The organism is Amnibacterium soli (assembly GCF_039544415.1).
Classification (GTDB): Bacteria; Actinomycetota; Actinomycetes; order Actinomycetales; family Microbacteriaceae; genus Amnibacterium; species Amnibacterium soli.
Window position 1 is genome coordinate 1 of sequence record NZ_BAABLP010000012.1, and the last position, 5,855, is coordinate 5,855.

At 74.1% G+C, this 5,855-nt stretch carries 8 protein-coding genes; 5 read left to right on the forward strand and 3 right to left on the reverse strand.

Annotation, left to right across the window (positions count from 1 at the left end):
* Positions 1-308: 308 nt before the first annotated feature.
* The 5 genes from ABEA53_RS16845 to ABEA53_RS16865 all read left to right on the forward strand — a co-directional run bounded on the left by ABEA53_RS16845 (position 309) and on the right by ABEA53_RS16865 (position 4,098).
* The gene (locus ABEA53_RS16845; protein ID WP_345482479.1) at positions 309-896 is read left to right on the forward strand and encodes a Chromate resistance protein ChrB; all 588 of its coding nucleotides are present in this window, start codon (positions 309-311) and stop codon (positions 894-896) included.
* A gap of 118 nt (positions 897-1,014) precedes the next feature.
* A complete protein-coding gene (locus tag ABEA53_RS16850; RefSeq protein WP_425550649.1) occupies positions 1,015-1,614 on the forward strand; it encodes an MFS transporter in 600 nt (199 codons plus the stop codon).
* A gap of 7 nt (positions 1,615-1,621) precedes the next feature.
* Complete coding sequence (locus ABEA53_RS16855; protein WP_345482480.1) at positions 1,622-2,407, forward strand: phosphatase PAP2 family protein; 786 nt, start codon at positions 1,622-1,624, stop codon at positions 2,405-2,407.
* A gap of 49 nt (positions 2,408-2,456) precedes the next feature.
* A complete protein-coding gene (locus tag ABEA53_RS16860) occupies positions 2,457-3,266 on the forward strand; it encodes a DUF1206 domain-containing protein (RefSeq protein ID WP_345482481.1) in 810 nt (269 codons plus the stop codon).
* A gap of 316 nt (positions 3,267-3,582) precedes the next feature.
* Entirely contained in the window at positions 3,583-4,098 is a 516-nt protein-coding gene (locus ABEA53_RS16865) for a MarR family winged helix-turn-helix transcriptional regulator (protein ID WP_345482482.1), read from the forward strand.
* A gap of 18 nt (positions 4,099-4,116) precedes the next feature.
* Here the strand turns inward: ABEA53_RS16865 and ABEA53_RS16870 are convergent, their stop codons facing one another.
* From ABEA53_RS16870 to ABEA53_RS16880, 3 genes are read right to left on the reverse strand one after another with little or no spacing between them, the layout of a single operon-like run.
* A complete protein-coding gene (locus ABEA53_RS16870; protein ID WP_345482483.1) occupies positions 4,117-4,431 on the reverse strand; it encodes a hypothetical protein in 315 nt (104 codons plus the stop codon).
* Complete coding sequence (locus ABEA53_RS16875; protein WP_345482484.1) at positions 4,428-5,033, reverse strand: P-loop NTPase family protein; 606 nt, start codon at positions 5,031-5,033, stop codon at positions 4,428-4,430. The genes ABEA53_RS16870 and ABEA53_RS16875 overlap by 4 nt, the downstream gene beginning before the upstream one ends.
* On the reverse strand, positions 5,030-5,605 hold the full coding sequence (locus tag ABEA53_RS16880) for an RNA polymerase sigma factor (protein ID WP_345482485.1): 576 nt from the start codon (positions 5,603-5,605) through the stop codon (positions 5,030-5,032). The genes ABEA53_RS16875 and ABEA53_RS16880 overlap by 4 nt, the downstream gene beginning before the upstream one ends.
* Positions 5,606-5,855 lie beyond the last annotated feature (250 nt).

Genomic DNA, 5,855 nt, shown 5'->3' on the forward strand with positions numbered 1-5,855 from the left:
TGCGCTTCACCGCATCGCTGATGAACTGCTTCTCGTACAAGTCGAGCTCCTTGCCACAGGTCGGGGACGGCGTGCGATCGCGACTCCGTCGTCGTCTCGGACACGCGGTCCGAATGAGGGAACGGTAGGCATTCGGAACCCTCCGCCCCGTGGATGGCGCGCGGTGCGCGAAGGCGCTCGTGCCCCCAGTACGGGGGTGTCCCCGCGGATTCATGCACACCGGGGGCCGGAATGCGCTACCCGCTGCGCGAACGGGGGCTTCGCGGGCACCTGCCGGCGCCGTCCTGCGGAGCGGCGAGAATCGTCCCGTGCCCTCTCCCGCCGTCGCGTGGCTCATGGTCCTGGCCCAGGTCCCGTCGCAGCCCTCGCGGCACCGCGTCGCCGTGTGGCGCGAGCTGCGCAAGGCCGGGGCGGTGCCGATCTCGGCCGGTTCGTGGGCGGTCCCCGACACCGACGCGTTCCACCCGTTCCTCGAGCGGGCGGCGGAGCTGTGCCGCCGCGGCGGCGGGACCCTCGCGGTCCTCGCGGTCTCCCCGCGCGACGACGCGTCCGAGGACCTGATCCGGTCGGCGTACCTGGCCGCCCGGCTCGACGAGTGGTCGGAGTTCGACGCGGAATGCGGCCACTACGAGGCCGAGATCGCCAAGGAGATCGCGAAGCGGAAGTTCACCTTCGGCGAGCTCGAGGAGGAGGAGCAGAGCCTCGACCGCCTGCGGCGCTGGTTCCAGGACCTGCGTCGCCGCGACGTGCTCGAGCTGCCGCAGTCGACCGCCGCCGCAGCGCGCCTGCAGACCTGCGAGGAGCTGCTCGAGGGGTACGCGGCCCAGGTGTACGACGCGATGCGCGATGCCGCCCCGTTGAACGAGCGGGACCAGGCGGACCCGGGACAGGACTGAGCCGACATCCGGCGGGCGCGGCGCGGCGCCCTCGTACGGCGCCGGCTTCGTGACCGCCGCCGCCCGCGCACGCCGTCGCGGCGACCGCCGGCGCCGAGTCGGCTGCGGCGCACCCGGCGTGCTGCTGCAGCTGGGGCTGCTCGTCGCCGTCCACGACCTCGCCGAGGTGCTCCTGAAGCCCGTGTTCGGCGCACTCGCCGATCGGGTCGGACCGAAGCCGGTGGTGGTCTGGGGGCTCGCCGCCTTCGTGGCGGTCTCGGCGGTCGGGGGCCTGCTGCCGGGCATGACGGCGCTCATCCTCGTCCGGTTCGGACAGGGCGCCGCCGCAGCCGCGTTCTCCCCTGTGGCTCCGCAGCGGTCGGGCGGCTCGCCTCCCCCGCCGCCCGCGGCCGGTGCTTCGGCCGGTACGGATCGTGGAAGTCGCTCGGCTACGCCGCAGGCCCCGTCGTCGGCGCCCCGATCGCGACGACCGGCGGTCAGGGGCTGCTGCAGACGGTGCTCGCCCTGCTGGGCGCGGCCGCCGCGCTCTGGGCGGCGGCGGGCGGCGCGCCCTCGGGGATCGGCGCGCTGGGCGTCCTCCTCGCCGCAGCGCCCTCATCGCCGTCGCGCCGGGACGTCGGAGCGTCGACCCGTGAACGGCGGAGCCCCTGCCGGAGGGACGCCGCGCCAGCCGCGGTGCTGGCGCACGGACGGTGACAGCGGTTACATGTGCTCGTGAGACAGCCATGACGGTCCGACTCGGCACCGCCGGCCGGCGATCGGCGCCGCCGGCCCGGCTGGCCAAGCTCGTCGTCGAGGAGCGCTACGTCGAGCCCGCGGAGCGCCGCGCCCTCTACCGGCTCTCGGCCGCGCTCATCGCGGTCGGACTGATCGCCTTCACGATCCTGCTGATCGGCGTGCTCACCCACACCGGCTTCGAGCGGCTCGACCAGCCCGTCGAGCGCTGGTTCGACTCGCAGCGCGACCGCGAGCTGACCGCGTCCATGGTGGTGCTCGCCGTCGTGTTCGGCCCCGTGGCGCTGCCGATCGTCGTCGTCGTGGTGCTGGTCACCTGGATCGTCCGCGCCCGCCACCTCTGGCGGCCGGTGCTGTTCGCGGGCGGCATGGGCACGGGCGTCGCGCTCGCACTCGTGCTGGCGCCGATCGTGCGCCATCCTCGCCCGCCGATCGGCCGCATGCTGATGGAGCCGGACCACACGTTCTCGTTCCCCTCCGGGCACGTGCTCGGCACCTCCGACTTCTTCCTGATCCTCGCGTTCCTGCTCGCGAGCCGGGTCCGGCGCACCTGGTTCACGGTCGCCGCGATCGCGGTCGCCCTCGTGGGCATCGGAGCGCAGTTCATCAGCCGCCTCTACCTCGGCTACCACTGGATCAGCGACACCTCGGCCTCGATCGCCCTGTCGATGGTCGTCGTCGGCACCCTCGTCGCGATCGACACCCGGCGCACCGTCCGCATCCCGGGCGAGCGCGTCACCGGCGAGCTCTCCGCCGTCCAGCGCGACGGCACGTGATCGCCCGCCGCCCGTCCCCGTCCACCCTCCAGGGCCAGGAGCCGCCCCGATGAACACCCGAACGAGCTCGCGCACCGCCGCCCGGAAGGTGCAGGACAGCCGCGGGCTGGAGCTGCTGGTCCGCGCGGGCTACGCCGCCAGCGGCCTCGTCCACCTCCTGCTCGGCTACCTCGCCGTCCAGGTGGCGCTCCACCGCGGAGGCGAGTCCGACCAGTCAGGCGCGTTCACGCAGATCGCGAAGCTGCCGGTCGGCGGGGCGATCCTGTGGATCACGGTCGTCGGGATGTTCGCCCTGGCGCTCTGGCTGCTGATCCAGGCCGTGCTCGGCATCGGCTCGTCCTCCAGGAAGCGCTGGGCCCGGAGCCTGGTCTCCGCCGGCAAGGCGGTCGCCTACGGCGCCCTCGGCGCGACCGCGCTGACCTTCGCGCAGGGCGGTCGCAGCAGCTCGTCGTCCTCCACGCGCCAGGCCAGCGGCCGGCTGCTCGACCTGCCCGGCGGACCGCTGCTGCTCGGCCTCGTCGGGGTCGGCGCCGTCGCGATCGGCGGCTACCTCGTCGCGAAGGGCGTGCGGCAGCGGTTCACCCGCGACATCGCCGTGCCGGGCGGCAGCGCCCGCCGGCCCGTGATCGTGCTCGGCGTGGTCGGCTACGTCGCGAAGGGGATCGCGATCGCGGTCGTCGGGGTGCTGTTCGTCGTCGCCGCCGCGACGGTAGACCCGACGAAGGCGACGGGACTCGACGGCGCGGTCCGCTCGCTCGCCGCCCTGCCGTTCGGCCAGGTGCTGCTCGTGGCCGTCGGCCTGGGCCTCATCGCCTTCGGCCTGTACACGTTCGTCCGCGCACGACTCGCGCACGTCTGAGCGGCCCCGGGACGCCCGTGGAGCTCGCGCCGCGCGGCTCCTCGACCGTGCGCGCACCGCTGGGCGGACGGACCGCGCACGCCGACGCGGACCGCCGGCGTCGGTCACGAGCAGGTCGAGACCCGCGTCGATGCGCGTGTGCAGCAGGTCACTCGAGGCCGTCGACGAGGGTGCCGGTCAGCGGGACGAACGCGGCGCCGGCCCGGCCTCGCGCGATCGGGTCTCCACGGCTCGCACCTCCGGTCGTCCCCGCTCCGCACTCGAGTCCGCCCCCCGCCATCGCCTGCTTCGAAGTCGAAGCACGTAGGATGCGCGCATGCCGGACGACCCGAAGTCCCTGGATCCCGTCCAGCTGGACGCCTACTTCGCCCTCATCGAGGTGAGCAGCCTGCTGCGGCACACGGTCGAGCAGCAGCTCCGCGAGGCCGGTGACCTCAGCTACGTGCAGTTCCAGCTGCTGGCGACGCTCGGGGACGCCCCGGGCGGCAGCAGGCGGATGACGGACCTCGCCGACGGCGTCGTCTACAGCCGCAGCGGCCTCACCTACCAGGCCGGGCTGCTCGAGGCGGCGGGGCTCGTCACCCGCGCACCGTCGCCCGACGACGAGCGCAGCGTCACCGTCACGATCACCGACGCCGGTCGCGAGCGGCTGGGTCGCGTGTTCCCGGGCCACATCGCGGTATTGCACCGCATGCTCCTCGACCCGCTCGAGCGCGGCGAGGTGGAGGCGCTCGGCGCGGTGCTCGCCCGCGTGCGCGACCACATGCGCGCGGACCCGCCGCGGTCCGCTGCGCCACGGCGACGCCGCGCCTCGAGCGACCCGGCGCCCTGAGGCGGTCGGAGCCGGCGCTCAGTCGATGTGGCAGAGCTGCAGGCTGATCCGGCAGGGCTCCCCGTCGAGCACGTCGACGACCGCTCGGCGCACCGCCGCGACGACCTCCGCGGACGGGACGCGCAGGTCCGTCGCGAGCTTCGCGCGCACCACGACCTCGCCGTCGACCCGCTGCACCTGCACGTCCCCGGACGGGCCGCCGAACGGCAGCGGGAGGGGGACGAGGGCGGCGACGGTCGCCAGCACGCCCGGCTGAGGGAAGATCCCGCGGACGCCGGCCGCGCCGGCGATGCGTTCGGTGAGCGCCTTCCCGAGGGCTTCCTCCGCGCTCACGATCCGGCTCCCGGCCGCGACGGACCGCCGATCAGCGCGACGACGCGGATGTCCAGCCGTCCGAGGGGGAACGGGGCGTGCGGGGCGAGACCGGCTCGGAGCGCGGTCCGGAACTGCGCCTCCGCCTCCTGCAGGGGCACGCCGTACCGGAGCGCGATCTGCACGTCGAGGTCCACCTCGCGGGTCTCCGCGTCCGGGTCGCCGAAGCGCACGCCGCCCACGAGCAGGCCGGGCACCGCGTCGCCGATGGACCGCACGAGGCCGCGCAGCGCGCCCTCCGTGACCGATGCCTCCGTGTCCGGGGCGGCGACCGGCAGCGGGAAGTCCCGTCCGGCGCGGGCCTCGAGCGGCAGCACCGCGAGCACCCGGCCGATCCAGTCCTCGTCCGTGCCGGGAGAGCGGTCGTCCTCCTCCTCCAGGAACGTCCCCGCGACCGCGCGGAGGCGCTGCAGCGCGCTGAGCGCGATCTGGCACGCGGGCGAGTCGTCGATGGTCGGGTCCGCCGGCCGCCTGCCGCGGTCGAGGTAGTCGCTCAGCTCGTCGAGGGTGTGACCGTCCAGGTCCTCGGGCTCGAGGCGCAGCACGTCGACGGGGTCGCTCATCGCTGTCCCTCCATCGCCCGAAGGATCGCCTTCCGCGCCTGCACGAGCGCACCGCGGACGGTGCTCTCGGGGATCTGCAGCTGCTCGGCGATCTCGCTGTACCGGAAGCCACCGACCTCTCGGAGGATCCAACATCGCGCCTGTTGCTGCGGAAGCGCGTCGAGTGCGCTCTGCAACGCCTGACGGAGCGCGATCCCGTCGGCGTCCGCCGCGCTGCCGGGCAGCGTCTCGACGATCTCGTCCGTCAGCTCCACCTCGGGCGGCCGCGCGGTCACGTGGCGCAACGCTTCGCGCGACGCGATCTGGATCAGCCAGCCGCGGACCTTGGCGGGCTCCTGCAGCGTCTCGAGCCGGCGCCAGGCGACGAGGGCCGTGTCCTGCAGCACGTCGTCGGTGTCCGCGGCGTTGCGGGTGAGGCGGTCGACGTAGCGCCGGAGCACGCCGTTGTAGCGCCGCAGCAGCGCCGAGAACGCCCGCAGGTCGCCATCGGCGCTCCGCGCGACGAGGAACGCGTCATCAGCGTCCTCGAGCGCGGAGCCCGGGGTCCCAGTCGCGTCCACGACGGGCAGCATGCCGCAGTTCCTGGGCGCACGCCTGAACGACGTCCACGGATCCTGAGAGTTCGCCGACCGTGCGTGACGAACACGTCGCCGCGGGCCTCTTCCTTATCGACGGGCTGCGAACGCCTGTCGATCAGCACCCCAGAAGTTCCGTCAGGAGACACCCATGAGCACCACCACCACCGCGGTCAGCACGATCCCCGCCGGGTCGACCGGTTCTGCCCTGAACTCGGACACGTCGCGCGGCACGACGAAGGTCGAC

Bases quoted from the DNA above. Each gene is read 5' to 3' on its own strand.
- ABEA53_RS16865 (WP_345482482.1), top strand. From the start codon at position 3,583: ATGCCGGACGACCCGAAGTCCCTGGATCCCGTCCAGCTGGACGCCTAC.
- ABEA53_RS16880 (WP_345482485.1), bottom strand. From the start codon at position 5,605: ATGCTGCCCGTCGTGGACGCGACTGGGACCCCGGGCTCCGCGCTCGAG.
- ABEA53_RS16875 (WP_345482484.1), bottom strand. From the start codon at position 5,033: ATGAGCGACCCCGTCGACGTGCTGCGCCTCGAGCCCGAGGACCTGGAC.
- ABEA53_RS16860 (WP_345482481.1), top strand. From the start codon at position 2,457: ATGAACACCCGAACGAGCTCGCGCACCGCCGCCCGGAAGGTGCAGGAC.
- ABEA53_RS16855 (WP_345482480.1), top strand. From the start codon at position 1,622: ATGACGGTCCGACTCGGCACCGCCGGCCGGCGATCGGCGCCGCCGGCC.